20 protein-coding genes, 1 pseudogene and 1 riboswitch are annotated in these 26,902 nt (G+C 72.5%); of the genes and pseudogenes, 11 read left to right on the top strand and 10 right to left on the bottom strand.

Features of this window, described 5'->3' with window-relative positions:
• Position 1 precedes the first annotated feature (1 nt).
• Both KGS77_RS26200 and KGS77_RS26195 read left to right on the top strand, forming a co-directional pair.
• The gene (locus KGS77_RS26200; protein ID WP_242585564.1) at positions 2-670 is read left to right on the top strand and encodes a TetR family transcriptional regulator; all 669 of its coding nucleotides are present in this window, start codon (positions 2-4) and stop codon (positions 668-670) included.
• A gap of 379 nt (positions 671-1,049) precedes the next feature.
• Positions 1,050-1,747, top strand: a pseudogene (locus tag KGS77_RS26195) (response regulator transcription factor).
• A gap of 154 nt (positions 1,748-1,901) precedes the next feature.
• On the opposite strand, the gene KGS77_RS26190 reads toward KGS77_RS26195, so the two are convergent.
• The 6 genes from KGS77_RS26190 to KGS77_RS26165 all read right to left on the bottom strand — a co-directional run bounded on the left by KGS77_RS26190 (position 1,902) and on the right by KGS77_RS26165 (position 11,155).
• Complete coding sequence (locus KGS77_RS26190) at positions 1,902-3,914, bottom strand: ATP-binding cassette domain-containing protein (protein ID WP_242585562.1); 2,013 nt, start codon at positions 3,912-3,914, stop codon at positions 1,902-1,904.
• Positions 3,911-5,689, bottom strand: coding sequence for an ABC transporter ATP-binding protein (locus KGS77_RS26185; protein WP_242587691.1), 1,779 nt, complete (start codon positions 5,687-5,689; stop codon positions 3,911-3,913). The genes KGS77_RS26190 and KGS77_RS26185 overlap by 4 nt, the downstream gene beginning before the upstream one ends.
• Before the next feature lie 297 nt (positions 5,690-5,986).
• Positions 5,987-6,100 carry a SapB/AmfS family lanthipeptide gene (locus KGS77_RS26180; protein WP_242585561.1) on the bottom strand — a complete coding sequence of 38 codons (114 nt, stop codon included), beginning with the start codon at positions 6,098-6,100 and terminating at the stop codon, positions 5,987-5,989.
• 17 nt (positions 6,101-6,117) lie between these two features.
• On the bottom strand, positions 6,118-9,198 hold the full coding sequence (lanKC, locus tag KGS77_RS26175) for a class III lanthionine synthetase LanKC (protein ID WP_242585559.1): 3,081 nt from the start codon (positions 9,196-9,198) through the stop codon (positions 6,118-6,120).
• Between the two features lie 260 nt (positions 9,199-9,458).
• Positions 9,459-9,695 (bottom strand): ferredoxin, encoded by a 237-nt coding sequence (locus KGS77_RS26170; RefSeq protein ID WP_242585557.1) that lies wholly within the window; start codon positions 9,693-9,695, stop codon positions 9,459-9,461.
• Positions 9,695-11,155 (bottom strand): aldehyde dehydrogenase, encoded by a 1,461-nt coding sequence (locus KGS77_RS26165; protein WP_242587690.1) that lies wholly within the window; start codon positions 11,153-11,155, stop codon positions 9,695-9,697. Before KGS77_RS26165 ends, KGS77_RS26170 begins: the two co-directional genes overlap by 1 nt.
• A gap of 330 nt (positions 11,156-11,485) precedes the next feature.
• Between KGS77_RS26165 and KGS77_RS26160 the strand changes: the two genes are divergently transcribed.
• The 6 genes from KGS77_RS26160 (at position 11,486) to KGS77_RS26135 (ending at position 19,589) form a co-directional block, all read left to right on the top strand.
• Positions 11,486-12,664, top strand: coding sequence for an MBL fold metallo-hydrolase (locus KGS77_RS26160; protein ID WP_242585555.1), 1,179 nt, complete (start codon positions 11,486-11,488; stop codon positions 12,662-12,664).
• Positions 12,665-12,844: 180 nt separating this feature from the next.
• Positions 12,845-13,044: riboswitch (cobalamin riboswitch) on the top strand.
• A gap of 267 nt (positions 13,045-13,311) precedes the next feature.
• Positions 13,312-14,634: a prenyltransferase/squalene oxidase repeat-containing protein gene (locus tag KGS77_RS26155; protein ID WP_242585553.1), complete on the top strand. Its 1,323-nt coding sequence runs from the start codon at positions 13,312-13,314 to the stop codon at positions 14,632-14,634.
• A 35-nt stretch (positions 14,635-14,669) separates the two neighbouring features.
• Positions 14,670-15,539, top strand: a complete 870-nt coding sequence (locus tag KGS77_RS26150) for an SCO2322 family protein (RefSeq protein WP_242585551.1) — start codon at positions 14,670-14,672, stop codon at positions 15,537-15,539.
• Positions 15,536-16,840, top strand: coding sequence for an energy-coupling factor transporter transmembrane component T (locus KGS77_RS26145; RefSeq protein WP_242585549.1), 1,305 nt, complete (start codon positions 15,536-15,538; stop codon positions 16,838-16,840). The genes KGS77_RS26150 and KGS77_RS26145 overlap by 4 nt, the downstream gene beginning before the upstream one ends.
• On the top strand, positions 16,837-18,567 hold the full coding sequence (locus KGS77_RS26140) for an ABC transporter ATP-binding protein (protein ID WP_242585547.1): 1,731 nt from the start codon (positions 16,837-16,839) through the stop codon (positions 18,565-18,567). Before KGS77_RS26145 ends, KGS77_RS26140 begins: the two co-directional genes overlap by 4 nt.
• Before the next feature lie 80 nt (positions 18,568-18,647).
• Complete coding sequence (locus KGS77_RS26135) at positions 18,648-19,589, top strand: ECF transporter S component (protein WP_242587689.1); 942 nt, start codon at positions 18,648-18,650, stop codon at positions 19,587-19,589.
• On the opposite strand, the gene KGS77_RS26130 is transcribed toward KGS77_RS26135, so the two are convergent.
• A complete protein-coding gene (locus KGS77_RS26130; protein ID WP_242585545.1) occupies positions 19,525-19,989 on the bottom strand; it encodes a GNAT family N-acetyltransferase in 465 nt (154 codons plus the stop codon). The genes KGS77_RS26135 and KGS77_RS26130 overlap by 65 nt on opposite strands.
• Before the next feature lie 333 nt (positions 19,990-20,322).
• On the opposite strand from KGS77_RS26130, the gene KGS77_RS26125 reads away from it, so the two are divergent.
• The gene (locus tag KGS77_RS26125; RefSeq protein WP_242585543.1) at positions 20,323-20,760 is read left to right on the top strand and encodes a transglycosylase SLT domain-containing protein; all 438 of its coding nucleotides are present in this window, start codon (positions 20,323-20,325) and stop codon (positions 20,758-20,760) included.
• 121 nt (positions 20,761-20,881) lie between these two features.
• The gene (locus KGS77_RS26120) at positions 20,882-21,286 is read left to right on the top strand and encodes a pyridoxamine 5'-phosphate oxidase family protein (protein ID WP_242585541.1); all 405 of its coding nucleotides are present in this window, start codon (positions 20,882-20,884) and stop codon (positions 21,284-21,286) included.
• Between the two features lie 718 nt (positions 21,287-22,004).
• Here KGS77_RS26120 and KGS77_RS26115 read toward each other — a convergent pair.
• The 3 genes from KGS77_RS26115 to KGS77_RS26105 all read right to left on the bottom strand — a co-directional run bounded on the left by KGS77_RS26115 (position 22,005) and on the right by KGS77_RS26105 (position 25,230).
• Positions 22,005-23,354 (bottom strand): lipase family protein, encoded by a 1,350-nt coding sequence (locus tag KGS77_RS26115; RefSeq protein WP_242585539.1) that lies wholly within the window; start codon positions 23,352-23,354, stop codon positions 22,005-22,007.
• 80 nt (positions 23,355-23,434) lie between these two features.
• Positions 23,435-23,989 (bottom strand): DinB family protein, encoded by a 555-nt coding sequence (locus KGS77_RS26110; RefSeq protein ID WP_242585537.1) that lies wholly within the window; start codon positions 23,987-23,989, stop codon positions 23,435-23,437.
• A gap of 71 nt (positions 23,990-24,060) precedes the next feature.
• Positions 24,061-25,230: a steroid 3-ketoacyl-CoA thiolase gene (locus KGS77_RS26105; protein WP_242585535.1), complete on the bottom strand. Its 1,170-nt coding sequence runs from the start codon at positions 25,228-25,230 to the stop codon at positions 24,061-24,063.
• Between the two features lie 320 nt (positions 25,231-25,550).
• On the opposite strand from KGS77_RS26105, the gene KGS77_RS26100 reads away from it, so the two are divergent.
• Positions 25,551-26,783, top strand: a complete 1,233-nt coding sequence (locus KGS77_RS26100; protein ID WP_242585533.1) for a cytochrome P450 — start codon at positions 25,551-25,553, stop codon at positions 26,781-26,783.
• The last annotated feature ends 119 nt before the right edge of the window (positions 26,784-26,902 follow it).

Raw genomic sequence — 26,902 nt, 5'->3', positions numbered from 1 at the left:
TATGACTACGGAACCCAGAGCGGCCGGGCCGGCGCTTCCCGCCAGTCCTCCCCTGACCGAGCGTCAGGAGGCGCGGCGGCGCCGCATCCTGCACACCACCGCCCAGTTGGCCGGGCGGGGCGGCTTCGACGCCGTACAGATGCGTGCGGTCGCCGAGTCCTCGGATGTCGCGCTCGGCACGCTCTACCGGTACTTCCCCTCCAAGGTGCACCTTCTCGTCGCGACCATGCAGGACCAGCTCCAGCGCATGCACGAGACGCTGCGCAAGCGCCCGCCGACCGCGCCGGCCCCCGGCGCACGGGTCGCACAGACCCTGATGCGCGCCTTCCGCGCGCTCCAGCGCGAGCCGCAGCTCGCGGACGCCATGGTGCGCGCCCTGACGTTCGCCGACCGGTCGGTGAGCCCGGAGGTGGACACCGTCTCCCGGCTGACGACCGCGATCATCCTGGACGCGATGGCGCCGCCCGCCGCCGGCCGTCCCGCGCAGGAGTCGGCGCGCCCGGCCGCGCCGACCCCCGAGCAGCTCTCGGCGGTCCGGGTCATCGAGCACACCTGGCACTCCGCCCTGATCACCTGGCTGTCCGGGCGAGCCTCCATCGCCCAGGTGAAGATCGACATCGAGACGGCCTGCCGGCTCGTCGACATCACCGCTCCCCGCCACGACGCCTGAGTTCCGGCGCGGTACCCGTTCACCGGAAGACACATCGGTCCCGCTGTTCGCGGCCGTTGCGTACGGGCTTCGCCGCGCGCCCCTTTCCGTACGGTCCCCGTTGCTCGCGCCGGATCGCGGGTACCTGGGGCAGCGCGCACAGTGCGGAACAGCGCGCAGCGCGTACGGGGCGCACAGTGCGCTGGCGTGCGCCCCCGCACCCCCTGTTGGCCAGTTCTCCGGGTCCGTGCCCTCGGCAATCCCGCTATGAATCGAGGAACAGACCTTTGACGGGGAGCTGCCAGGGAGCTGCCAGGGGTGCAAGGACTGCTAGGGCTCTGGGGCCGCTGGGGCGCGAACGGGGGAACGGAACCGGTACACGGGGGACTGGAGGAGCGAGATGATCCGGGTACTGCTGGTGCACGACACCCGTCTGTTCCGATGGGCGCTGTCAGAGGTGCTGGGCAAGGAGAGCGACATCGAAGTGGCCGCGACCACGCCCCGTAAAGCACCGGAACGGGCTCGGGCGTTACGGCCCGACGTCTGTGTGGTGGATGTGGAATGTACGGACACCGTGGGGCTCGGCGTGCTGCGCCAGCTCTCACGGATGTCCCGGATCGCCCGGCCCGCACGGACCTCCTGGACCACCCGTGTCCCTTGGGCCCCGGATGCCGCGCGCGCCGGGCAGGACGGCCGGGCCCCGGTGCGCCACCATGGCCCGGCCCTCCTGGTCCTGGGTTCGGCCCGCAGACCGGGCCCGCTGCGCAGGGCTTTCGACGCCGACGCCATGGGCTTCGTCGACAAGGAAGGCCCCCGGAACAGTTGACCGCCGGCATCCGCCAGGTCGCCGAGGGCAAACGCTTCGTCGACGGCTCGCTGGGCTTCGGCTTCCTCCAGGCCGCGGAGATCCCGCTGACGCGCAGGGAGCTGACCGTGCTCTCGCTGGCGGCGGAAGGCGCATCCGTACCGGAGATCGCGGCCATCCTCCATCTGGCCACCGGCACCGTACGCAACTACATGTCCGCCATCACCCGTAAAACCGGCGCCCGCAACCGTATCGACGCCATCCGCATCTCCCAGGGGGAGGGCTGGCTATGACGGGCCCGGTTACGACCTCGCAGGCGAAGCTCGGTGTTCTCCGCTGCCTGGGGGCTGAGCCTGGGGCCTGGGGGCGCGTACGGGAGCGTACGTACAGGCAGAGGCGTGCGGACGGGCGTGCGGCAGCCCTATGCGCGCCGGGCGTGCGGCAGCCCTATGCGCGCCGGGCGTGCGGCAGCGCGCCCCCGGCCGCCCAGTTGCCTGCCAGGTCGCGGTAGAGCGGGGAGCGCCGCAGCAGTTCGTCGTGCCGGCCGTGCAGCGCGTGGGTGCCGTCCATGATCAGCACCTCCTTCGCACGCAGCGCCGAGCTGACGCGGTGGGCGATGACGACGAGGGTGCCGCCGGGACGCCCGGCGAAGGCGTGCTCGGCACGCGCCTCGGCCGCCGGGTCCAGGTGACAGGTGGCCTCGTCCAGGATCGCCAGCCGGGCGGGCGCGAGGTAGGCACGGGCCAGGGCGATCAACTGCCGTTCTCCGGCGGACAGTTCGGCGGGCACGACCCGCGCGGCCGGTCCCCCCAGCCGCTCCATGAGCCGGTCCGCGCCGACGGCTTCGGCGGCGGCCCATAGGCCGGCGTCGGCGCCTGCGCCGGTGTCCGCATCCGTGTCGGCGTCGGTGTCCGTCCCCGCGTCCGTCTGCGGGGGTGACCCCCAGGTGTCCGGGCACAGGTACAGCAGGTTCTCCCGTACGGTCCCGGAGAAGACGTACGCCTCCTGCGGCAGCAGCACCCGCGCCCGCGGGCCCGGGAAAGCGGTGCGGATCTCACCCCGGCCGGGCGGCAGCAGGCCCGCCATCAGAGCGGCCAGGGTGGACTTGCCGATCCCGCTCGGGCCGACCACGGCCAGATGGGCGCCGGCCGGCAGGATCAGGTCCAGGTCGCGGACGACCGGCTCGGCGTGCGGGCCGTACGCGAAGCTGACGTTCCGCAGCTCCACGGCGACCCCGGGGGCGGGAGCGGGAGCGGGAGCAGAGGCAGGCGCGGGACCGGATGCGGGGTGGGACGCGGGGCCGGATGCGGGATCGGATGTGCGGCTGGTTGTGGGGTCGGATGTGCGGCTGGATGTGGGGCCGGTATCACCGTACATACCAGCAGAAGTCCGTACATCCGTTGGGCTGTCAGCGGCCAGGAGGCGGCGCAGGACCACCCCCAGGCGGGTGCCCGAGGTGCCCAGGCCGTGCATCAGGCTGTGCAGCGCGGGCAGCAGCGACTGCGACAGATAAGCCAGCGCCCCCACCAACGCGCCCGCCGTCACCCCCCGCTCCAGCAGCCACGGCGCGGTCACCAGCAGCAGGACGAGCGGCAGGTGCCCGCTCACGGCCAGGGCCAGCACCCGCCACACGCTCCAGCGGGCGAGCGAGCGCGCCGCCCGCAGTTCGGCGTCGAACCGCTCCCCCGCCGTCCGGGCCGCCCACCGTTCGGCCCCGCCTGCGGTGATGTCCCGCAGGCCGCCGATCAGCCCTTCCGTCTCGCGCGAGATGGCCTCGTCCGCGGCGAGGAAGGTCTCCTGGCGGCGGGCCATCGGCCCCAGCGTCGCCAGGAACAGCGCGACCCCCAGCACCAGCGGCGGCAGCACCACCAGCAGCAGTACGGGCGCCAGCGACAGCAGCCCGGCCAGCGCGCCGGCCGCGACGAAGACGAAGGACCGGGAGACCAGCACCAGACCGGCGGAGGTGTCCCGGGCGATCTCCACCTGGTGCGTCAGCCGGGAGACTGCGGCGCCGTCGGCCGCCCGCAGCCCCCGTTCCACGACCCGGCGCACCAGGACGTCCCGCAGCGGCTCCACGAGACCCGCCACCGCCCGGTACACCCGCCCCGTGCCGTACGCCCCGGCGACGACGGAGACGGCGGCAGCCGCCAGCCAGGCCGCGCCGACGCCGGGCGCGCCGCGCAGGAACCCGTCGTCCAGGGCGCGGGCCAGCGCGTAGCCCAGGACGAAGGTCTGCCCGGTCTCCACCACGGACCATGCGGCCAGCCGTGCCAGCACCCGGCGCCGGCGCAGGAGGAAACGCACGCCCGCGGACCGCAGCCGTACGGGCGGCCGGGGGCGGGGTGGGGCTTCTGTGGCGTCCGGCACGTCCGGTACGGGGGCCGCCGGGACCGCCGTACGGGCGGACGCGCGCTCCCGCGTACCGTCCGTCACTTCGCGAGCGGCACGGCCGCCGGTCATGACGCGGCTCCCCTCCGCGGCACGTCGCCAGGTCCGTCACCCGGCACCTGAGGCCCGTCACCCGGCACCCCGTCCGCCGATCCGCCCGCCGCACTCTCCGCCGCATCGCCGGCGTCCCCCGGAGCGCCGAACAGCGCGCGGTACTCCGGCACTCGCCACAGCTCCGCGTGCGGCGCCAGCGCCCGTACGCGGCCGGCATCGAGCCAGGCGACGAGATCGGCCCGGGCCGCCGTCGAGGCGCGGTGGGCGACGATCAGGCGCGTGGTGGCCCGTACGTCGCGCACCAGGGCCCGGCCGACGCTCAGTTCCGTGACCGTGTCCAGGCTGGAGGTGGCGTCGTCCAGCACGAGCAGCCGCTCGGCGTGGGCGAACGCACGGGCCAGGCCCAGGCGTTGGGCTTCGCCGCCGGAGAGCGGGGCCGCCGCGCACGGCGTCCGGTACCCCTGCGGGAGGCGGCGGACGAAGGGGTCGGCGCAGGCGGCGCGGGCCGCGGCCACCACCTCCGTACGGCCCGGTTCATACGCTCCCAGGGCCAGCGTGCCGTGGATCGTGCCGCCGAGGAGCGCGGGCCGCTCGAAGGCGTAGCCGACCGCGCGGCGCAGCGCGTCGTGGTCCAGTTCGGGCAGCGGGACCCCGTCGAGGGTGACGCTGCCCGCGTCGGGGTCGGCCAGCCGTCCGGCCAGCGCGGCCAGCGCGGTCTTGCCGGCGCCGGAGCGCCCGACGACCGCCACGGTCCTCCCGCCGGGCACGGTCAGGTCCAGACCGCTCAGGACGGCGCGGTCACCGTGCCGCACGGTGACCCCGCGCAGGGACAACGCACCGCCACCGGGCGGCAGTTGGCGGCGCCCGTAACGTACCGCGGGCAGTTGGAGGACCTCGGCGAGCCGGCGGGCGGCGGCCCTGCTGCGCACGAGGCCGTTGAGGTGTCCCACGAGCTGGCCGACTCCGGTGGCCAGTGTGGCGTAGCGGGAGACGGCCAGCAGTTCGCCGACGGTCAGCGCGCCGTAGGACAGTCGAATTCCGGCCACGGTCAGCACCGCGATCTGGAGCAGCGGTACGAGCACGGCGGCCTGCGCGGTGGACCGTCCCTGGACGTGCCACATCCGGTGGCCCTGGCGGGAGAGTCCGGGCAGCGGGGCCAGCACCCGGGCCGTCTCGCGCCGTCCGGTGCCCGCCGCCGCGATCGTACGGGCCCCGCCGACCGCCTCGACGAGCCGACCGGCCATCTCCCCTTGGTGCTCCTGGTACCGGGCCACGCAGTCACCGGTATCCCGTACGAAGGCGCGCAGCAGCAGGGCCAGCAGCGGCATGCCCAGCAGGAACGCGCCGGCGGTCCACGGGTCCAGGACGGCCAGGGCGGCCAGGGCGCCGAGGGGGGTGAGGACCGCGGCGCCGGTGGCCGCCAGCGCGATGGGCGCCCCGCCTGCCTGGGCCGCGTTCCCCACGATCCGGGAGACCAGGTCGCCGGTGTCGTACCGGCCGGCCGCGCGCGGCCCGGCGGCGAGGACGTGGTGCAGCAGCCGCCGCCGCAGCCAGGCGCCGGCCCGGGCGTCGGTGGTGCCGGAGAACAGCCCCTCCAGTGCGTCGCAGACCACCAGCGCGGTGGTCAGGGCCGCGCAGGCGGCGAGCCAGGCGGCGGCCGGACGGTGGGCCAGCAGCAGGTCGAGGGTGTGTGCCAGGAGGGCGGGCAGCGCCAGGTTCAGGCCGGTGGAGGCGACGCCGAGCAGGAGGACGGCGGCGGCCTGTGCCGCGCTGTGGCGCAGCGCGCCGAGCAGCAGCCGGTCGCCTCCCGGGAGGAGACGGCGACCTCCGGGCCGGGGCCGGGGGCGCGGAGACGGGGACGTGGCGGGCTGGGTGGTCAACGGGGGGCGGGCGGTCAACGAAGGCTCCCATACGGAGTGCGTGCGGCCCCCGGAGGGACCGCACGCACGGCCGGTTCGCGAATGCCGGATCAGGGCTCCCGGATCGCGGCGCCCGGTTCATGACGCCCGGGCCGGCCGCGCCACCGGGTCATGCCGCCCGGATCACGGCGTCCGGCTGCGACGTGCCGGGACCGATCGTCCAAGGACCGGTCACAGGCACAGGGTGACGCTCGCGTGGCTGTTGCAGAGGAGGAGGCTGATGACGCTGCCGCCGCCACCGCCGTATTCGGAGGACTCCATCATCTGCAGGTCGAGAAGTGCCATGTCACTGTCCTTTCCACTCATTCGGGGACGTGTTGTGCGGTTTCCGGAATTCCGGTTGTTTCTCCTGCTACGGCTCCGGCACGGTGGCCGGGGCCGGCTCGGTGGCCACCGGTGCCGTGCACCGGCGGCGGGAGGAAGGGCAGTTCGACGGGCCGGTCGTGGAGGGCCGCGCCGAGCGCCAGCAGACAGCCGGCGGCGCCGGTGGCCAGGTCCGTCGACAGCCGCAGCATCTGGTCTCCGGGGTAGGCCAGGTGCTGCCGGTACGGCACGGCGTACCACCCCAGGTACCTGATCTGCGCGGCCAGGGCGGCCTCGCCCGTACCGGCTCCCTGCGGCCTCTGCGGCGCGGCCCCGGCTCCGGCTCCGCCGCCTTCGCCCGTACCCTCCGTGTCCTGCCTGTCCTCCGTGCCCTGCCGCCTGTCCTGCGTGCCCTGCCTGCCCTCCGCGCCGGGCACGGGAGTCGTCGTACGGGCCGTCGTACGGGCCAGGTGCCAGATCATCCCGGCGCGTCCACGGAAGAGGCCGGGCTGGGCGTAGTAGCGCGAGGTGGCGGCCGGCAGGATGGCGGCCCGCGCCTGTTCGAACTCCTCGTCGGCCCGGTGCGCGAGGTAGTCGTCCAGGACGGCCGCGATACCGACGCTGCCCGCCCCCAGGTACGGCATGGTGCGCCAGCCCTCGTCCACGACCAGGGCGCCGCTCGCGTCCCGTACGCACCGCGCGAGATCGCGCCGCAGCGCCCCGGCGGCCAGGTCCAGGAGCCCGGTGTCGCCGGTGGACTCGTACAGCCGCAGGAAGAGCAGTGCGGGCCCGGTAGCGCCACGCAGCAGGCCGACGCGCCTGCCCCCGCCCTTGCCGCCGCTCCCCCTCCCGCTCGCCGTTCCGCCCGCCGTCATGCTGCCGCTGTCCTTGCCGCCGTCCGCGTCGAGCCGGTCGGCCGTGTGCCGCGCCGCTTCCCCCGCCCGCTCGCGCAGCTCCGGTTCGTCCCAGGCACGCGCCAGGTGGTCCAGCGCCAGGCCGAGTCCGGACAGGCCGCCGTGCAGGTCGGGCGCCAGCCGCTGCCACTTCTCGGCGAGGACGAGGTCGATCAGTTGCCGCGCGCGCTCGCGATGGCCCAGCCGGTCCAGTACGCAGGCCACGCCCGTCAGTCCGTCGTAGAAGCCCAGGGGGGTGCCGGAGGGCGGCGGGGCGGTGTGCCGCAGCAGCCACTCCTCGCCCTCCTCGTACCGTCCGGCGCCGGTCTCGGCGAACGCGTACAGCACACCGGCCGCGCCGTGGGCGACGCCCAGTCCGCCGCCGGTGGTGAACTGCGCGATGTCTCCGGGGAAGAGCCGGTCGCCGCGGCCGGGCGAGGCGGCGGCGAGGATGCCGCGGACCATGGAGTCGCGGCTGCGCGGCCAGTCGCCGGGCTCGCAGGGCAGGTACGGGCGCCGCTCGCGCCGCCCCGCCGGCCCGGTCCGTACCGAGCGCTGCGCACCCTCCGCACGCGCCACCGGTTCCGTACGCGCCACCGGTTCGCTGCGCCCCGCCGTCTCCGTACGACCTGGCGTCTCCGTACGACCCGGCGCGCAGATGACCCGTACCGCCTCCGCGAGGAAGTCCCGCGGCACGTCCGGGAACTGTTCGCCGATGATCTCCGCGAGATGCGCCGCCTTGGCGCGGTCGATGACGAGCAGCGTCGTCATCGGCAGGAACAGCGCCAGGCGCAGACACGCCAGGGCGTAGTGGTCGACGTCGAAGCCCGAGCGGTCCGCCGGGGCGATGAAACCCGGGTGGGCCAGCGCCTGGCGGTGGTTTTCGCCGATGTCCGCGGCGGCCTCGAAGTCCAGCAGCCGCACGCTCCGCTCGTCCGGCGCCACCATGATGTTGAACATGTGCAGGTCGTTGAAGACCACGCCCCGGCTGTGCACGGCGGCGACGGTCTCCTGGACGGCGGCGTGGATGCGCAGCGCCCACGCGGTGTACGAGGCGAGCGCGGCGGGGTCCGGCCGCGGTCCGATCAGCGGGTGACGGTCGGCGAAGAAGGAGTTGAGGGTGCGGCCCTCCAGGAACTCCATGACCAGGAAGCGGTGGTCGTCCAGGGTGAACCAGTCGCGTACCTCGGGGGCGGCGCCGAGCCCGGACAGCCGCTGCAGGGCGGTCCGTTCGCGTTCCAGGCGGGTGACCGCGTCGGCGCGGTCGGAGGCGAGCCCCGCGTGCGGCCGGGCTTCCTTCAGCACGACCTTCTCGCCGGTCCTGCGGTCGTGGCCGACGTAGACGCCGCCGCCGTTGGAGAAGTGGAGGGCGGATTCGATGCTGTAGGGCAGGTCGGCGACGGTGGTGGCGTTGCGGGCGGCGAGCTGCTCGGTCAGGAAGTCGGGCAGGGTCACCCATGAGGGCGGCCGGAACGCCGGCTCGCGCCGGTCGGGGACCAGCCGTCCTTCGGGATCCTCGATGGCGGTGACCAGCGCGCCGTTCTCGTCGACACAATGGCGCCGGGCGAATCCCCCGTAACGGACGTAGAGCGGTCCGTCCTTCCAGCGCAGATCGCTGAGGATGTACGGGCCCGGCTCGCCCTCCAGCAGCGCGCCGAGTTCCCGGAGAATCGTGTGGAGCTGCCGCTCGTCCGCGGGATAGAGGGTGGCGAATTTACCACTGGAGCCACGGTCGGCGTATTTTGAATTCCGCAGGTGCAGCGGCCGGGGACCGGGTACGAATTTGAAGGGGACGGAACGCGCCACGCAGTAGTCCCAGACTTTGGCGGCGATCTTCTCGGCGTTGTCGGTACAGGCCGACACATGGATCTTCCAGCCCTGCGCCGGAAGCCCCGCCGGCAGCGCGTCCCCCTCGCCGCCGCTCCCGCCACCGGCTTCGTCAACGGCTCCGTCGCCGCCCTCGCCCCCGGCCACGCCTCCCAGGACCTTCGCCGGGCTCACGTGGAGCCATTCCCCGGAGAGACGGCATTGCCACCCTTCGGGGACGGTGCGCTGTGCCGCCTCGTACAGCGGTACGCGGTCCGGGCCGCTTTCCGCGGAACTGCCGCCGGCCCCTGCGGACAAACGATCCGGGGTCTCGTAGAAATACCTGTCGGCGAGACAGTAAACCTCGTATCGCTGATCCATCGTCCCCTCCCCGGCGGCGTGGCAATGACATTTCCACGCCGCCGGGGTGACGGACAGTCGCACATGTCATGAACTCACCGTGAGGAACGCATGAGTAACTTCATTCGCGAACGCACGTACGGAATGCACGCTCGAATGCATGACCCAATGAGGAACGCACTTTCGATCAGAAGGTGCGACGCGGGCGTAGGGAGTCAGGAGGGAGCCGGGCGGCGGCCGGGCCCCCGGCCGCTCACTCGTGGTCGGGCGGGAAGACCGCCTCACTCGTCGTCGGGCGGGAAGACCGCCGCGCCCGAGTCCGCCGCGGTCAGGGTGATGGCCTCGACCGGGCAGCCCTCGGCCGCCGACAGGACCGGTTCGGCGGCCTCGGTCTCCGGGTGTACCGGCTGCGAGCGGCGGGTCGCGTCGAGCCGGAAGTGACCCGGCGCGGTGGCGGCGCACATGCCCGAGCCGACACACACCGTACGGTCCACCTCCACCCGCCAGCGGCCGGCCATCACGCACCCGCCGGAAGGTGGATCATCTTGTGCTCCAGGTATTCGCCGAAGCCCTCCGGTCCGAACTCCCGCCCGATGCCGGAGTTCTTGTAGCCGCCGAACGGCCCGAGCATGTCGATGCCGAAGGTGTTCACGGAGTACGTACCGGTCCGCACCCGCCGTGCGACCTCGATGCCGCGCTCGACGTCCGCGGTCCACACCGAGCCGGACAGCCCGTACTCGGAGTCGTCGGCGATCCGGACCGCCTCCTCCTCGTCCTCGTACGGCAGCAGGCAGACGACCGGGCCGAAGATCTCCTCACGGGCGATCCGCATGGAGTTCTCGACGTCGCCGAAGAGCGTGGGCTCCACGTACCAGCCCGTCTTCTGCTCCGGTGGCGTGCCACCGCCCGCGAGGACCTCGGCACCCTCCTCGCGGCCGAGGGCGATGTAGTCCAGGGAGCGCCGCTGCTGCCGGTGGGCGACCAGCGGGCCGACCTCGGTGGCCGGGTCCAGCGGATCACCGACCTTCAGAGCGGCGGCGACGGCCGTGAAACGCTCGGCGATCTCCTGGTAGCGGTCCCGGGGGGCGAGGATGCGGGTCTGGGCCACACACGCCTGCCCGTTGATCATCCAGGCGTACGGCGCGATGCCGGCGACCGCCGCGTCCAGGTCGGCGTCCGGCAGGATCACCGCCGCCGACTTGCCGCCCAGCTCCAGCGTGACGCGGCCCAGGTGGCGCGCGGCGACCTCCATGACCCGCTTGCCGGCCGCCACCGACCCGGTGAAGGACACCTTGTCCACCCCAGGGTGCCCGACCAGGTACTCGCTCACCTCGCGGTCCGCCGGGAGGATGGAGAGCACACCCGGCGGCAGCCCGGCCCCGGCCGCGATCTCCGCGAGGACGTACGCGTCCAGGGGCGTCTCCGGCGAGACCTTCAGGACCACCGAGCAGCCGGCCAGCAGCGCGGGCGCCAGCTTGGCCGCGGCGGTGAACTGCGGGACGTTCCAGGGCACCACGGCCGCCACCACCCCGGCCGGCTCGCGCCGTACCAGCAGGGGGCCCAGCACGCCCGCCCGCCGCTCCTCGTACGCGAAGTCGCGCGCGACGGTGATCGCCGCGTCCCACACCATCATCGCGGCCAGCGACTGCACCATGACGCCGGCGGTGTACGGGGTGCCGTTCTGCGCGCTGATGAGCCGGGCGATCTCCTCGCTCCGTGCGGCGAACGCGTCCTTGATCCGCGTCACCACCGCGATCCGCTCCGCCGGCGGCGTCCGGGCCCACACCCCGGAATCGAAGGAGGTACGGGCCGCGGCCACGGCGCGGTCGACGTCGGCCCGCGAGGCGTGCGGGACGCGGCCGATGACCTGCTCGGTGTGCGGCGAGACGACCTCGATGGTGTCCGTCCCGGCCGGGTCGGTCAGCTCGCCGCCTATGAAGAGCTGTTCGTGCTCGACGAGGCCGCTGTGGTGGTCCAGGCCGCTGTGGTGGTTCAAGTCGCCCTGGTGGTTGAGGTCGCTCTGGTGGTCAAGGTCGCCGAGGTCGCTCATCGCCGCCGCCTCCTGCGGGTGGGCCGCCGTGGGTGATGCCGTGCCGTCGTCCTGGGGAGCGGCTGAGCTGACGCCGCAGCAGAACTGATATCAGTTCCAGTTCCAGGAGTCCACGGGGTGGAGCCGGACAAAGCGCTTATGTGGCTTGCCGGTTGGCGGGTGGGCGAGGACTCGTTGAAACGTGTTCTCATTGTGGTGGGCCGGGATCGCGCATCGGCGCGGGCGGCACGCGGCATGTCCCACCGAGAGGGGGCCGGGATGGCGCAGGTGACCGGGCAGCCGGCCGACGAGGTGACCGGGCAGCCGGCCGATGAGGTGACCGGGGAGCCGGTCGATGAGGTGACCGACACGGCGACCGGGCAGGTGACCGATCACCGGGGCGGGGTGTGGAGCATCGCCGTCCCCATCCCCGACAACCCGCTCGGCCACACCCTCGTCCATCTGCTGGAGACCGACCGCGGGCCGGTGCTCGTCGACACCGGATGGGACGACCCCCGCTCCTGGGACACGCTGACTGCCGGCATCGGCGCCTGCGGGTTCGACGCGACAGACATCCACGGGGTGGTGATCACCCACCACCATCCGGACCACCACGGGCTGTCCGGCAGGGTACGGGAGACCTCCGGCGCCTGGATCGCGATGCACGCCGCCGACGCGGCCGTCGTACGCCGTACCCGGGAGGCCGGTCCGGGACGGTGGCTGGACCACCTGACGGCCAGGCTCGCGGCGGCCGGCGCGCCCGAATCCCACCTGGCGCCGCTGCGGCAGGCGCGTGCCGAGGGGCGGGGGCGGTCGCTGCCGGGGCTGCGGGCCGCCCTGCCCGACCGCGAGATCGTTCCCGGGGAGCTGCTGGACCTGCCGGGGCGCCGGCTGCGCGCCGTCTGGACGCCCGGGCACACGCCGGGTCATGTGTGCCTGCATCTGGAGGAGGGCGGCGGGGTGACTCGTGGCGGCCGGCTCTTCTCCGGTGATCATCTGCTGCCGGGCATCAGCCCGCACATCGGGCTGTACGAGGACCCGGACGGCCTGTACGAGCACCCGGACGGCGATGACGGCGGCGATCCGGAGAGCGAAGTGCCGGGCGCCGACCCGCTCGGCGACTACCTCGATTCGCTGGAGCGCGTCGCCCGGCTCGCCCCGGCCGAGGTGCTGCCCGCCCATCAGCACCCTTTCACGGACACGGCCGGGCGTGTCCGCGAGCTCATCGCCCACCACGCGGAGCGGCTGTCCGGCCTGAGAGCACTGCTCTCGGTTCCGCTCACTCCCTGGCAGCTCGCCGAGAAGATGAAGTGGAACCGCCCCTGGGACCGGATTCCGCACGCCTCCCGCACCATCGCGGTCTCCGAGGCCCAGGCGCACCTGCGCCACCTGGTGAAGCGGGGGCTGGCCGAGCCGGTCCCGGGCTCCGCCGACCCCGTCACCTACCAGGCCGTATGAGCTGTGCGGGTCGTACGGAAGGCGTGCGCGAGGCGTGCGCAAGGCGCCGGCAGGCCGTACGGCACGGTCGCCGCGCCGTCACGGCCCGGTCGCCAGGCAGCCACCACACGTCTGCGCGCAGTCGCCGCGCAGTCGCCGCCGCACGCCGGGGCTCCGCCCCCCGGCCCGTTGGTTAGGGTGTGCGGGACAACTTCATCCGTTTCATCCGTACCCGATCGGGGGAAGCCGGTGGAAATCCGGCGCTGACCCGCAACCGTGAGTCCGGGACGTACGTACGAGCAGCCCCCGGCGCGACGGCACGACACCGTCCGCCGGCCGGGACCGCCGTACGCCTGCGGCCCGTACGAGCCGGAGCGCCTGACAGGGAACGGCCAAGGCTCCCGCCACCGGCCGCGCCACGCACCGCGTACGCACGACCGGGGTGCGGCACCGTCGAGGTAAGAGTCTGTGTCCCACATCCCGGCCGGATCGGCGCGCCTGCCGCCCGGCACGCGCGCCGATCCGGCCGGGGTGATGACGCGGGCTCTATGCGGGGCTGAGCCCGGTGCCACCGTGTCCGGTCAGTGACCGGCGCGGATGGGTGACCGAGCGTGGCCGCGCGCCCACCGCTGTGAACTGACCCGAGAGGCACCGACCCGATGGCCCCCATGGCCCCCTCCCCCGCCGTACTGGCGCGCCGCGGCGCCGCGGCGCTGGCCACCGCCGCCGTACTGTGCGCGGCCGGCGCGCCCGCCGCGTCCGCCGACACCCCCGCCGCGTCCGCCTCCCCCTCACCGAAGCTGCCCCAGGGGCTGTACGGCAGCAAGGACCCGCAGTACGACGGGGTGTGGCGGCAGTCGCTGGCGCTGCTCGCCCAGCACACGGTGGGCGTCCGCCCGGCGCGGCCGGCCGTCGACTGGCTCGTCGGGCAGCAGTGCTCCGACGGTTCCTTCGCGGCGTTCCGCCCGGACCCCGCCAAGGCGTGTGACGGAAAGACGATGCGGGACACCAACCAGACGGCCGCCGCGGTGCAGGCGCTGGCGGCGCTCGGCGGGCACGGTGACGCGGTGGGCAAGGCCGTGGCGTGGCTGAAGTCCGTCCAGAACGACGACGGCAGTTGGAGTTCGATGCCGGGCTCGCCCGGGGACACCAACTCCACCTCGGTCGTGATCGGCGCGCTGGCCGCGGCGGGCGAGAAGCCGGAGTCGGTGACGTCCAAGAAGGGCGGCAAGAGCCCGTACGACGCACTGGTCACCTTCCAGATCGGTTGTGACGCGAAGGACGCCGAGGAGGGGCAGCGCGGCGCGTTCGCCTTCCAGCCCAAGGACGGCAAGCTCACCGCGAACGACGACGCGACGGCGGCAGCCGCGCTCGGCGGGCTGGGCAAGGGCTATGTCGTCGACCCGGCCGGCAAGGACGTCGAGGAGCCGGTCAAGGGCCTGTCCTGCGAGGGCTCCGACAAGGCGGACAAGTCCGGCAAGGGCGGCAAGGAGGGAGCCGAGCGGGCCGCGCAGGGCGCCGCCGCGTACCTCGTCTCGGTGCTCGACAAGAACGACCACCACCTGAAGTCCGCGATGCCGGGCGCCGGCGACCAGCCCGACGTCGGCAACACCGCCGACGCGGTCGTCGCGCTCGCCGCGGGCTCCCACGGCGACGCCGCGCAGCCGCCGCTGAAGTGGCTGGAGAAGAACTCCGCGGCCTGGGCGAAGGAGGGCGGTCCGGCCGCGTACGCCCAGCTCGTCCTGGCCGCGCACGCCACCGGCGCCGATCCGCGCCACTTCGGCGGTGCGGACCTGGTGGCACAGCTCAACGCCACCGGTCCCGAGCCGGCCGGCAGCGCCGAGCCGTCCGCCACGGCCGAGAAGGACGCCAAGGACGCCAAGGACGACGAGGGCGGCATCCAGCCGTGGTGGATCGCCGGCATCGTCTTCGTCGCCAGCGCCGGCGTGGGCTTCCTGATCAGCGGTCGCAGGAAGAAGAACCAGCACTGATGCGAGGCTCGCGGCGCTCATGGGGCCCTGGGCGGGTGCGGCGTTCTCTCTCCGTCGGCGCCCTGGCCCTGCCCTTGACTCTGTCCCTGGCCCTGGCCGGTACGGTCGCCACGGGGCCGGCCGTCGCGCAGCCGAAGGCGGGTGCACGGGTACGGGCGCAGGCACAGGTGCACGTACAGGCGCCGGTCCAGACGTCCGTACAGGCGCAGGCGCAGACACATGCGCAGGCGCACGTACAGGCACAAGCGCCGCTACAGGCGCAGGTGCGGGCACAGACCCAGGCGTACCGCTACTGGTCCTTCTGGAACGCGAAGAACGGCGCCTGGACGTACGCCACCGAGGGGCCCGCCACCTCCCGCCCGGACGACGGCGCCGTAGCGGGCTTCCGCTTCGCCGTCAGTGCCGGCTCCGCCGCGGCCGGCAAACCGCGTGCCGCCGCCGACTTCGGCGCGGTCTGCGCCCGGACGCCCGCCGAGGACGGCGCCAAGCGCGTTGCGCTCGTCCTGGACTTCGGTACGGCGGCGGACGCGCCCGAGGGCGAGCACCCGCCGCGCATCCGTACGGAATGCGCGCGGGTGCCCCGGGACGCGTCGGTCGGGGACGCGCTGGCCGCGGTGGCCGGGCCGCTGCGGTACGACTCCCACGCGCTGCTGTGCGCGATCTCCGGCTACCCGGCGCGGGGCTGCGCCGAGCAGGCCACCGCGTCCGGTTCGGGCTCCCCCTCCTCCGGGAACTCCCCCGCCAACTCCCCCGGAAAGGAAAGCGGCTCCGGAAAGCCGTCGGCCGCCGACGATGAGCGGGGCAGCGGCGGCTCCGGCCCGTCCGCCGGCCTGATCGGCGGCATCGGTGCCGTCCTCGTACTGGGCGCAGCGGCCGTGTGGCAGGCGCGCCGCCGCCGCGGATGAGCGCCGCCCCACAGGCGACCCGCACGAACGCACTGCACGCGGGCGCCTGGTGGCTGTGGGCGCTGGGCCTGGCGACCGCCGCGTCCCGTACCACCAATCCGCTGGTCCTGGGTCTGCTGGCCGGGGTGGCGGGCTATGTGGTCGCGGCGCGCCGTACGGACGCGCCCTGGGCCCGTTCCTACGGCGCGTTCGTCAAGCTCGGCCTGGTCGTGATCGCCGTCCGGCTGCTCTTCGCCTTCGTCCTGGGCTCCCCGGTCCCCGGCACCCACACTCTGCTCACCCTGCCCGAAGTGCCCCTGCCGGACTGGGCCAGGGGCGTACGCGTCGGGGGCCGGGTGACCGCCGAGGGCATGCTCTTCGCCCTGTACGACGGCCTGAAGCTGGCCACCCTGCTGATCTGCGTGGGCGCCGCGAACGCCCTGGCCAACCCGGCGCGGCTGCTCAAGTCCCTGCCCGGCGCGCTGTACGAGGTGGGGGTCGCGGTCGTGGTCGCCATGACATTCGCGCCGAACTTGGTCGCGGACGTCCAGCGGCTGCGCGCCGCCCGCCGGCTGCGCGGACGCTCCGACCGGGGCTTCAAGGCGCTGCTCCAGGTCGGACTGCCGGTGCTGGAGGGCGCGCTGGAGCGGTCGGTGTCCCTGGCGGCGGCGATGGACGCGCGCGGGTACGGGCGCACCGCCCAGGTCCCGCCCGCCGTACGGCACACCACCACGGCCCTCACCCTCGGCGGCCTCCTCGGCATCTGCGCGGGAACGTACGGGCTGCTCGCCGACGCGGGCGCGGGCTACGGCCTGCCCGTCCTGGCCGCCGGGCTCGCGGCGGCGCTGGGCGGTCTGTGGCTGGGCGGCCGGCGCTCGGTGCGCAGCCGCTACCGGCCCGACCGGTGGGGCGTGCGCGCCTGGCTGGTCTCCGGCTCGGGGGTGGCGGTCGCGGCCCTGACGATCTGGGCGAGCGCGTACGCCTCCACCGCGCTGCACCCGCCGGCGGTCCCGCTCACCGCGCCGGAACTTCCCCTGTGGCCGGCCGCCTCGGTCCTCCTCGGGCTGCTGCCGGCCTTCGTCGCCCCGAAGCCGCCGTACGGGCCGACGGGGCAACGTTCTGCCGGGCACCGCGCATCCGGGCAACGTTCTGCGGGGCACCAGGCATCCGGGCGCCGTTCCGCCGGGCATCAGACCTCCGAGCACCCCGGCTCCGAGCACCCGGCCTCCGAGCGCCGTTGCCAAGAGCGCCGTTCTTCCCGTCACCGTTCTCCCCGTCACCGTTCCGCCGATCTTCCGTACGAGAAGGAGCCCACCCAGTGATCCGGTTCGAGCAGGTGTCGGTGACCTACGGGGACGCCGGGAAGCCCGCCGTACAGGGCGTCGACCTGACGGTGCCCGAGGGCGAACTGTGTCTGCTCGTGGGCCCGTCCGGCGTCGGCAAGTCGACCGTCCTGAACGCCGTTTGCGGCCTCGTACCGCACTTCACGGGAGGCACCCTGCACGGTCGCGTCACCGTCGCCGGCCGCGACACCCGTACGCATCTGCCGCGCGAACTGGCCGATGTCGTCGGCACCGTCGGGCAGGACCCGCTCGCGCACTTCGTCACCGACACCGTCGAGGACGAACTCGCCTATGGGATGGAGTCCCTGGGGCTGGCCCCGGACGTCATGCGCCGCCGCGTGGAGGAGACCCTCGACCTCCTGGGCCTGACCGAACTGCGCGACCGGCCCATCGCCACCCTCTCGGGCGGACAGCAGCAGCGCGTCGCGATCGGCTCCGTACTGACCACCCACCCCAAGGTGCTGGTCCTGGACGAGCCGACCTCCGCGCTCGACCCGGCGGCGGCCGAGGAGGTGCTCGCGGTCCTGCAGCGCCTGGTGCACGACCTGGGGACGACCGTCCTGCTCGCCGAGCACCGCCTGGAACGGGTCGTCCAGTACGCGGACCAGGTCATCCTGCTGCCCGCCCCGGGCGCGGCCCCGGTGATCGGTGACCCGGCGCAGATCATGGCGGTCTCGCCCGTCCATCCGCCGGTCGTCGCGCTGGGGCGGCTCGCCGGCTGGTCACCGCTCCCCTTGTCCGTACGGGACGCGCGGCGCAAGGCCGCGTCCTTGCGCGAGCGGCTGAGCGGCCTCGAACCACCCGCCGCCGTCCTGGACCCGGCGCCACTGCCGGCACCCGCCTCCGCGCCCACCTCCGGGTCGGCTTCCAGGACCGGCCCCGGACCGCTTGTCGAAGCATCCGCCCCCGCATCAACCTCCGCCCCCGAAGTCCACGCCCCCGGAGCCCCCGCCGCCGAGGTCACCGCTCTCTCCGTACGCCGGGGCCGTATCGACGCCCTGCACCGCGTCGACCTGCACGTGCGCCCCGGCGAGACCATCGCCCTCATGGGCCGTAACGGCGCCGGGAAGTCCACCCTGCTGACCACTTTGGTCGGCATGCACCAGCCGTCCTCCGGCACGGTGCGGGTCGGCGGCGTGGCTCCGCACCGCACCAGCCCCCGTACGCTGCTCCGGCACGTCGGCCTCGTCCCGCAGGAGCCCCGCGACCTGCTGTACGCGGACGCCGTACGCGCCGAGTGCGAGGCCGCCGACCACGACGCGGACGCCGCCCCGGGCACCTGCCGGGCCCTGGTCGCCCGGCTGCTGCCGGACGTACCGGACGACACCCACCCCCGCGACCTGTCCGAGGGCCAGCGGCTCGCCCTGGCCCTGGCCGTCGTACTCACCGCCCGCCCGCCGCTGCTGCTCCTGGACGAGCCGACCCGCGGCCTGGACTACGCCGCCAAGGCCCGCCTGGTCGAGCTGCTGCGCACGCTGGCCACCGAGGGCCATGCCATCGTCCTGGCCACCCACGACGTGGAACTCGCCGCCGAGCTGGCGCACCGGGTCGTCATCCTCGCCGACGGCGAGATCGTCGCGGACGGCCCGACCGCCGAGGTCGTCGTCTCCTCCCCGGCCTTCGCCCCACAGGTCGCCAAGGTGCTCGCCCCGCTGCCGTGGCTGACCGTGCCGCAGGTCGCCCGGGCCCTGGAGACCACACCGTGACCGACCGCCCGCCCCGCACCAGACGCCTCGGCGCCCTTACCAGGCGCATCGGCACCCCTACCCAGCGCGTCGGCGCCCGTATCCGCACCCGAGCCGGTGACCGAACGGTCGTATCGTCCTCCGGCTCCCCACTCCGTGCCGTCCGGCTCGGCCCCCGCTCCGTCGCCGCACTCGTCCTCGTCTCGGCCATCGGTGTCATGGCCTTCGGATGGCCGCTGCTCGCCGACTCCGCCTCCGGGCTCGCACATTCCAAGGACGCGCCCTGGCTGTTCGCGGCGCTGCTGCCGCTGCTGCTGGCCGTAGCTGTCGCCACGATCGCCGACACCGGCCTGGACGCGAAGGCCATCGCCATGCTCGGGGTGCTGGCCGCGGCGGGCGCGGCGATGCGCCCCTTGGGCGCGGGCACGGCCGGCATCGAGCCGATGTTCTTCCTGATGGTGCTCTCGGGCCGGGTGCTGGGGCCCGGCTTCGGATTCGTGCTCGGCTCGGTGGCGATGTTCGCCTCCGCGCTGCTGACGGGCGGGGTGGGCCCGTGGATGCCCTTCCAGATGCTGTCCATGGGGTGGGTGGCGATGGGCGCGGGCCTGCTGCCCGGCCCCGGACGCCTGCGCGGTCGCCGGGAGCTGGTCCTGCTCGCCGCGTACGGAGCCGTGGCCGCCGTCCTGTACGGCCTGGTCATGAACCTCCAGGGCTGGCCGTACATCGGCGGCATGGCCACCGGCGTGTCCTTCGTACCCGGTGATCCGCTCCACGAGAACCTGGTCCGCTTCCTCGCCTACTGCCTGGCCACCTCCCTGGGCTGGGACCTCCCCCGCGCCCTGGTCACCGTCGTGCTCACCCTCGTCCTCGGCGGTACGGTCCTCAAGGCCCTGCGCCGCGCCACCCGCCGCGCCGCCTTCGACGTCCCCATCACCTTCGCCTCGTCACCCACCCCCTCCACGTCGCCGTCCGCATCGGCTACCCCACCTGGCACACCGCCGGCTCCCGGATCGGAAAGACCAGCTCCGGGCGCTCCCACGTGATCTTCGGCGGCATCGCGGCCACGGTCCCGACCCGCTCCGCACCGACCTTCCGGTAGAAGCCCTCCGACGGCGGATGCGAAACCACCTTCACGCTCCCGACCCCGGCGGCCCGGGCCTCCTCCTTCATGTGCTCCACCAGCCGTCTGCCCAGCCCGGTTCCCTGCGCGGCGTCGGCCACGAACATCAGATCCAGCTCCGGCGGATCGAGCACGAGGGCATAGAAGCCGAGCAGCCGGTCCTCCTCGTCCGCGGCGAGGAAGACCCGGTGTCGCCGTATGTAGTCCCCGGTCACTCTGTACCCCGCGACCATCGGCGCATACGCCCCTTCATACGCTCGCGAGCCCCGCACCATTGCCGTCAGCCGCGCCGCGTCCCGCTCCACCGCCCGCTTGATCATCATTCTCTCCACTCCCTGCCCCGCCGCCCCAAGCGGCCGGCTATGCCACTCACCACTCAGTAATGCCCCACCCCCACACCCAACCATTACACACCTGTGAGGCCTCACACAGGACCTACGTCACACACGAACCTCTTTCGTAGCCCACCCCCTGCCCCGTCCCGCCCCTCCCAGGGATCACCGTCCGGACCGCCACCCCGACTGCGAGCGCGCCTAGTAGCAGGGGGTATTGCCTGCCCCCGCAAGCGCTTCCCATGGTGAACGGGTCGCCGGGAACCGCGAACCTCACCCGCGACCCGGCGACGCCCCATGCCCCCGACGGAAGGCCCTCCCTCCGTGACCTCCCCCTCGTCCCCGGTCATCACCCGCCTCACCGCCCGCAAGAAGGCCGCCCTCACCGCCGGCGCCGTCGCTCTCGGCGCCTCCGCCGTGGCCTTCGCCGCCGTCCCGGCCCAGGCAGCCCCCACGAGCACGGGCTCCGCCACCAGCTCCGCCCAGGCCGTCGCGCACCGGATGATCCCGGACCAGGCCCAGTACCAGTGCTTCAGCAACATCGTCGAGCACGAGAGCGGCTGGAACCCGGCCGCCACCAACCCGTCCAGCGGCGCATACGGCCTGGTACAGGCGCTGCCCGCCTCGAAGATGGCCTCGGCCGGCTCCGACTGGAAGACCAACCCGGCCACCCAGATCAAGTGGGGCCTGAACTACATGAACACCACGTACGGCAGCCCCTGCGCCGCCTGGGCCTTCTGGCAGTCCCACAACTGGTACTGACCCCACCCCGCCAACAGCCCCTCCAAGTGGCCGACGCCCCCATGGATGGCGTATGGACCTAGGACGTTGGTCCGACTCGCCGACCGATGTACTTCATCGGGAGCACTGGTCGAATCGCCACATGAATGATCTTGTGAGCGAGCCAGGGCCAGCCGTCCGCATGCGCCTGGCCAAGGAGCAGAACGTCTGGCTGTGCACTGTGCGCCCTGATGGATCTGCACATGTAACGCCCGTCTGGTTCGTCTATGAGAGCTCCAGATGGTGGATTGGCGCCGATTCCAGCTCAGTCAAGGTCAGAAACATCCGGACCGAGCCACGGGTCTCTCTGGCCTTGGAAGACGGCCGTTTCCCGGTCGTCGCCGAAGGAAATGCGGCACCGATCCATGATCGTTTCCCCCCTGAAGTCGTGACGGCGTTCGATGAGAAGTACGGGTGGGACGTAACCGCCCCCACCCGCCCAGGAAGCGTGCGCGTGCTGCTGGAAGTGCGCGTACGCCGCTGGTTGCTGTCCGGTACGGCCCAGTGACGGCCGCATGGGCCGCTGCGAGCTACGAGCCGCCGATAGCCACTGAGGACTGCGCCCATACCGGCCAGGCCAAGGAATCCTTGCGGACGACGCGACGGCGGATGCCTCGCCGACTCATCCATCGACCCAGGTAGCGGTAGTCACAACCCTTGCGTGCGCGCAGCTTGGCCGCACCTCACCGAGAGAAACCTCGGCGGAAGCGGACGGGCGAGACGCCACGCACGAGCGGCTGCGCGCCGAGCCCGCCGTACACGTTCTCGACGGTAATCTCCAAAGCCAGAGACCTTCCTTTCCGGACGATGATGACCTGAATTTTTGCCCCCTTCCTGCCGCAGCCGGTCGAATGCAGTCCGGCCAGTGGTCCACTTTCCCGGCTTTCCCAGCCCTGAAGCTGCGGAGCCGATCGCGCACCCCACCCAGTCCACCTCTCCAGCAACTCACCACAAGCACCGAGTTCTTCGAGGACGCCCAGTGAGCCGGACGGACCCGGTCCCGGCTCCACAGGGCGATGCGTCGGCATACCGTCTGCCGGTCCGAGCCGAAAACCGACGGCAGCAACCGCCAGACCAGGTGCCGTAGGTGTGGCCTGAGGTAACCATGCAGGTGCTCCCGGCCGGAGTATCGCTGTTCACCGGCCAACGACCTCTCATCACCCAGTCATCACCCAGCCGCCCGAGGCCGGCTCCCGCCCGGCGCCATCGGCATGGCCGGCCCCAGGTCAGCGGGCGACGGGCAGGGAGCGCGCTATTCGTGGGAGCGAGCGGGTGAAGGAGGCGTAGTGGTTGGCGTCCTTGCCCTGGTCGATGACTTTCGCCGGGGTGCCGTGTTGCGCCAGACGACGGGCGCAGGTGCGGGTGTTGGCTATGGGAACGTCTCGGTCTCCGCTCGCGGTGTAGAGGGTGAGGTCGACCTTCGGACCTGGTGACCAGTCGCAGGTGCGGTCATTGGTCCGTAGTGTCCTCAGCAGGGCGCCGGAAGGGGCTTGCATCTTCTTGTACCAGGTGTCGGTCAGCAGTTCCTTGAGGGTGCCAGGGAGTTTGCCTGCTATCTCGCCCGCCGGATGCTCACCGTCGAACAGGGCCTCCACACGTTCGGCGTAAGGGGCGCGGAAGACCTCGCGCGGGTCGGAGTAGAGGCCGTGCAGCCGGTTCTGGGCGGTGAGGAAGAAGGACACGTAGAACACGGCGGAACGGTCGTTGACCCGGCCGTCGAACATGCCGGGCAGTTCGCTGCCCTCCAGGTCGAACGGCCCGCCGACGGGTGCCAGCGCCCGCAGTGAGAACCGGCGGTCCGCTCCCCGGGCTATCTGCCGCCCCAGTTCCATCGCCACCTGGCCGCCCTGCGAAAAGCCCGTTATCCCTGTCCGCCCATCGAGCGTTACTCCCAGTTGCCGGGCGGCCGAGCGAGCTGCCCGCAGCATGTCGAGGGAGGCCACGGCCGAGGACCGGGCGTCCATGTAGGGGTGGCGTCCGGGACCCGTACCGAGACCGAGGTAGTCGGGGGCGACGGCGGCGCGTCCGGCCGAGGCGTAGAGAAGGGAAACCGTGCGGTCGGGCCCGTCGGCGACGGACGGGGCGTAGCCGCGGTAGGCGAGGGTGCCGTGGGTGTGGACGACGGCCGGCAGCCGGCGCGGGCCGTCGAGAGGGAGCACCAGCAGCCCGGATGCGGTGGTGGGTCTTCCCTGTGGGGTGATGGTGCGATAGGTCAGTCGGTAGGAGGTGACACCGTGACGGGCGGTGTCGGCGTCGTACCCCTGCGCGCGGACCGCGGAGACGACCTGGTCACGGTCCAGTCGGCCGAGTGCGGTGACCGAGAGCAGCGCGCCCCGCTTCTGCTCGGTGCCCGGGGTGCTGTGCTGTGCCCGCGTTGTGACGGACAGGGGCGCGTCGGAGAGTGGTGTGGCCAAAGCCGGGGTGGCGGGAAGGGCCGTGAGCAGTGCGGCGACACCGGCGGCGGCCAGTGCCTGCCGACCGCGCCGGCTCCGCCGTCTGCCGTGCGTCGTGCCTGCGTCGGTTGTCGGTGGAACCGGCGAGCGGTCCGCTACTGGATTCGTCCAGATCTTGTTCATGGCACCGACGCTATGCCGATCTCCGCCGCCGCGGTATGCGGTTAACCACAAACTCAACTGTGGTTTACCGCAGTTCGGAATCAGTGGCCCGTGGCGCCGTCGATCCGCTCGCGCAGCAGGTCGGCATGGCCGTTGTGCCGGGCGTACTCGGCGATCAGATGCACCAGGATGCGGCGCAGCGAGACCGGTTCGCCCGTCGCCGCGTGCACGCCGGTCGCCTCCAGGGACGGCGTGCCGGCGACGATCTCGCGCGTGCGCGCGCACTCCTTCCGCCACACCGCGAGGGCCATTTCCACATCGCCACCGAGGTCGTCGAAGTCCTGGTCCGGGTCGTCGTCGGAGTAGTACAAGAGCGGCAGCCGCTCGCCGGCGAACTGCATGCGCAGCCACCACCGCTCCACGCCGGCCAGGTGGCGCACCAGGCCGTGCAGGCTCAGGCCGGACGGCGGGACGGAGAGCTCCGAGAGGCGCTCGGGCGGTATCCCGGAGCACTTGAGCTCGAAGGTCGCACGCTGATGGTCGAGGTAGGCGAGGAGGATTTCGCGCTCGTCGCCCACCAGGGGCAGGGCGGCGCGGGTATCCCCCTCCAACTTCGGTGCGTAGTTTTGCGGGGGTATCTGGGCAGGCTCGGTCATGGCGCGAGTGTGTCAGGTGGCACTGACAACGCCTCAGCTCCAGGCGCCCTCTCGCGGTCTCAGCCGGCCGGTTACAGCCGTTGGATGATCGTTCCTGTGGCCAGCGCGCCGCCCGCGCACATCGTGATCAGCGCGAACTCGCCGTCCCTGCGCTCCAGCTCGTGCAACGCCGTGGTGATCAGCCGGGCGCCCGTGGCCCCCACCGGATGTCCCAGCGCGATCGCGCCGCCATTGACGTTGATCTTCTCCAGGCCCTGTTCGAATACCTGCGCCCACGACAGCACCACCGACGCGAACGCTTCGTTGACCTCGATGAGGTCGATGTCCTTCAGGGACAGGCCGGACTTCCCCAGTACGGCCCAGGTCGCGTCGATCGGCCCGTCCAGGTGGTAGTGCGGATCGGTGCCGACCAGGGCCTGTGCGACGATCCGCGCACGGGGCCTGAGCTTGAGCGCACGCGCCATCCGTCTTGAGGCCCACATCACGGCGCAGGCTCCGTCGGAAATCTGCGAGGAGTTCCCCGCCGTATGGACGGCCGTCGGCATGACGGGCTTGAGGCCCGCCAGCGCCTCCATGCTGGTGTCGCGGAGCCCCTCGTCGCGGTCCACCAGCCGCCACATGCCCTGTCCGGCGGCTTGTTCCTCTTCCGTGGTGGGCACCTGCACGGCGAACGTCTCCCGCTTGAAGCGCTCCTCCGCCCACGCCACCGCCGCCCGCTCCTGCGAGAGCAGTCCCAGCGAGTCGACGTCCTCCCGGGTCAGCCCCCTGTTGCGCGCGATCCGTTCCGCAGCCTCGAACTGGTTGGGCAGGTCCACGTTCCACTCGTCCGGCCAGGGCTTGCCCGGCCCGTGCTTGGAGCCGCTGCCCAACGGCACCCGCGACATCGCCTCGACCCCGCAGGCGATGCCGATGTCGATCACGCCGCACGCGACCATGTTGGCGACCATATGGTTGGCCTGCTGGGACGAGCCGCACTGGCAGTCGACGGTGCTCGCCGCGGTCTCGTACGGGAGGCCCATGGCCAGCCAGGCGTTGCGCGCGGGGTTCATGGACTGTTCACCGGCGTGGGTGACCGTACCGCCGACGATCTGTTCGACGCAGTCCGGCCGGATGCCCGTACGGGCGAGGAGTTCGCGGTAGGTCTCTCCGAGGAGGTAGGCGGGGTGGAGATTGGCGAGCGCGCCGCCGCGCTTGCCTATGGGGGTGCGTACGGCTTCGACGATGACGGGTTCCGCGGCCATGACTGACTCGTCCTCTCCTCGCGTCCACTGGACGCCCCGGCGCCCGCGGCGATAGAACTAGTACGCGTTCTAATTCCGGAAACAGTCTTATGAGCCGTACTCCGCGGCGCAAGGGTCGTGCACCGGCCTTGTGCACGCGTGGACAGGGCGCGTCGGCAACGAGCACTGTCACGCCCCTTGCTACTTGCGGAACCCGTTACTACCTTCGCTCTTCCACCGCAGGACCTGACGGGCCGTCAGCGCCGATCCGTCACCTGTCCCCCGTCGACCGTCGGCCCCACACGTCAACACCGATACGCGGAACAGACCTGGAGTCACCGATGCCCTGCCCAGCGCTGCCCGACGGATTCGACTTCACCGACCCCGACGTCTACGAACACCGCGTGCCCCTGCCGGAGTTCGCAGCGCTACGGCAGACGTCTCCCGTCTGGTGGAACGCCCAGCCACACGGCATCGCCGGTTTCGGTGACGACGGTTACTGGGTCGTCACGCGCCACGAGGACGTCAAGGAGGTGTCCACCAAGCCGGAGATCTTCTCCGCCGCTCTCAACACCTCGATCATCCGGTTCAACGCGTCGATGACCCGCGACCAGATCGACGCACAAAGGCTGATCATGCTCAACATGGACCCGCCCGAGCACGCCAGGGTCCGCCAGATCGTCCAGCGCGGTTTCACCCCGCGCTCCATACGGGCCCTGGAAGACGCCTTGCGCACCCGTGCGCAGACCATTGTGGCCGAGGCAAAACTCAAGGGCACCGGGGACTTCGTCACCGATATCGCCTGCGAACTCCCGCTCCAGGCCATCGCCGAGCTGATCGGCATTCCCCAGGACGACCGGACCCGGATCTTCGACTGGTCGAACAAGATGATCGCCTACGACGATCCCGAGCTGGCCATCACCGAGGAGGTCGGCAGCAATGCGGCGGCGGAACTCATCTCGTACGCGATGAACCTCGCCGCCGCGCGCAAGGAGTGCCCGGCCAAGGACATCGTCAGCCGGCTCGTCGCGGCGGAGGACGAAGGCAATCTCGTGCCGGACGAGTTCGGGTTCTTCGTCCTCCTCCTGGCCGTCGCCGGGAACGAGACGACGCGCAACGCCATCACCCACGGCATGCACGCCTTCCTCACCCACCCCGACCAGTGGGAACTCTACAAACGTGACCGTCCGGCGACGACCGCCGAGGAGATCGTGCGCTGGGCCACGCCCGTCGTCTCCTTCCAGCGGACCGCCACTCAGGACACCACTTTGGGTGGCGCGCAGATCAAGAAGGGCCAGCGGGTCGGGCTCTTCTACGCCTCCGCCAACAACGACCCGGACGTCTTCGAGCACCCGGAGATCTTCGACATCACCCGCGACCCCAACCCGCACCTGGGATTCGGCGGCGGGGGACCGCACTTCTGCCTCGGCAAGTCCCTCGCGGTGCTGGAGATCGACTTGATCTTCAACGCCATCGCGGACACCATGCCGGACATCGCCCTCGCGGGTGAGCCGCGGAGACTGCGGTCGGCCTGGCTCAACGGCGTGAAGGAACTGCAGGTCATGTACGTCTGATGCGCCCGGGGCCGGGCGGCACGCCTGACCCTGCCCCTGGCTCCGGCCCCGAGGCTGCCCCCGACAGTTCCCCTGACACCTTCCCCGAGACGTCAGGCTTGTTTCGCCAGGGAAAGGTG

Origin of the sequence: Streptomyces sp. MST-110588, from assembly GCF_022695595.1 — a bacterium.
Classification (GTDB): domain Bacteria; phylum Actinomycetota; class Actinomycetes; order Streptomycetales; family Streptomycetaceae; genus Streptomyces.
This window is presented reverse-complemented; position numbering and strand designations above follow the sequence as displayed.